Below are 1,599 nucleotides of genomic sequence, written 5' to 3' on the forward strand. Positions count from 1 at the left end.
GCTGCTCCGGGCGGATAGCGAGCTTCCAAAGAGGCCGGGATCCAATCTTGGGTGGGCAGATTGCGGTTGAGATCCACACCGTTGGCATTGAGACGTTGCCCCAGGGCACAGCCATCCGGGTTCAAGCGAGGGATTGCCCACAAGGTCGCTTTCCCGGCCAGGGATCCCCATTTCCCAGAAGCCACATAGCGCTCGATCAGGGCATAGCCCTCCACCTCATCCCCGTGTACTCCGCCGATCAGCAGCAAGGAGCGGATCCCTTGGGTGAGCTGCCAAAGGTGAATGGGACGCCCCTGCACCGAGTAGCCGATGACCCGCAGGGATCCCAAAGGTTCACCCGCAGCAAGTTCCTGAGACATGGGGGATCCCGGCAAGTCTCGCAACCGTTAGAACGGGAGATCGTCCGGCTCCGGTGGGGAAACCACATCCCCCTCAGAGGATTCCACAATCGCCGGTTCACCCATCCCCGTCAGAGAGAGGACGCGAGCGGATCCCAGCTGATGGACACGGCGCGCGGTGATCTCGGCCAGCTTTTCCTTGCGCCCATCTCGCTCCACCACATTCATGTGCAGTTGGCCTTCCACTGTGATTTGGTCGCCCACATGGCAGGTGTCCACCACCCTTTTGGCCAGTTCTCCAAAAGAGGAAACGCGCACCCGGTAGGGCGGCTCATCCGGGCGCAAGCTGGGAAAGCCGATCACCAAGGACGCAACAGCTAAGTTATCAGGGGTGTAGCGCAGCTCCGGCTCAGACAGAACCTCGCCCATCAACACAATCGAGTTCATAACGGAGCCATCCAGGGATAAGGGGCAGCTCAGGGCACTTCCATCATGCCCGCAGGCCAGGATGCCGTCAAACCTAGCCGACGCGGAGGGTCATGTGGCGCAGCACACTCTCGTTGATGCGCAGGTTTTTCTCCCAGGCAGCCACCGCACTGGGTTCGGCTTCGTAGTTGAACTGGATGTACAGACCCTCCTTGAACTTTTTCATCTCAAACCCGGCAAAGCGACGCTTGCCTCTGTTGGTGATCTCCACGTGGTTCACTCCGTTCTCTCGCAGGATCGCCTCCTGACTGCTGAGCAGTTGTTCGAGGGGTTCATCTGACAGATCAGGACGCACAATCAGCATCGTTTCGTAAGCGCGGGGCATGGAAGCAAGTTCTCCTTAGAATCCAGTGGTAGAGACGCAGTGGACTATACTAGCTTTTCTTTCCCACAACCGAAAAGGCTGCCGCCCAATTCCCATACCCTGGCCGCAGCAGCCAATGCAGGTGAGGCTGCTCACAAGAGGGGATCCATTGTCCGATACAATAGGGATTGCTTCATTGGCCGCTGGTTGGCCCGGCCAAGACACGCTGAATCGAGAGTTGGGATTCCAAGCATGAGCGCAGACGAAGTTTATAGCCGTGTTCGCAAGATCGTGTCCGATCAACTGGGCGTGGAAGACGACAAAGTGACCCCGGAAGCCAATTTCCAGAACGACCTGGGGGCCGATAGCCTTGATACGGTGGAGCTGGTCATGGCTTTTGAAGAGGAATTCGATCTGGAGATCCCCGATGAAGATGCAGAAAGGATCGCCACCGTGCAAGACGCTGTCAAC

At 58.1% G+C, this 1,599-nt stretch carries 4 protein-coding genes; 1 reads left to right on the forward strand and 3 read right to left on the reverse strand.

Translation table 11 applies throughout. From position 1 onward, the window contains the following. The 3 genes from NW837_RS13265 to rpsF form a co-directional block, all read right to left on the reverse strand. On the reverse strand, positions 1-359 hold a 359-nt coding region (locus NW837_RS13265), incomplete at its 3' end, for a M14 family zinc carboxypeptidase (protein ID WP_414332101.1). Positions 360-386: 27 nt separating this feature from the next. Then, positions 387-785 carry a single-stranded DNA-binding protein gene (locus NW837_RS13270; RefSeq protein WP_414332102.1) on the reverse strand — a complete coding sequence of 133 codons (399 nt, stop codon included), beginning with the start codon at positions 783-785 and terminating at the stop codon, positions 387-389. A gap of 73 nt (positions 786-858) precedes the next feature. Further along, the gene (rpsF, locus tag NW837_RS13275; protein ID WP_414332103.1) at positions 859-1,149 is read right to left on the reverse strand and encodes a 30S ribosomal protein S6; all 291 of its coding nucleotides are present in this window, start codon (positions 1,147-1,149) and stop codon (positions 859-861) included. Positions 1,150-1,380: 231 nt separating this feature from the next. Between rpsF and NW837_RS13280 the strand changes: the two genes are divergently transcribed. Then, positions 1,381-1,599: acyl carrier protein (locus tag NW837_RS13280; RefSeq protein ID WP_414332104.1), on the forward strand; the 219-nt coding region annotated here is incomplete at its 3' end.

The organism is Synechococcus sp. R6-10 (assembly GCF_047461815.1).
Taxonomy (GTDB): domain Bacteria; phylum Cyanobacteriota; class Cyanobacteriia; order Thermostichales; family Thermostichaceae; genus Thermostichus.

Excerpts from the sequence above, each read along its gene's own strand:
- NW837_RS13270 (WP_414332102.1), bottom strand. The coding sequence starts at position 785 with ATGAACTCGATTGTGTTGATGGGCGAGGTTCTGTCTGAGCCGGAGCTG.
- rpsF (WP_414332103.1), bottom strand. The coding sequence starts at position 1,149 with ATGCCCCGCGCTTACGAAACGATGCTGATTGTGCGTCCTGATCTGTCA.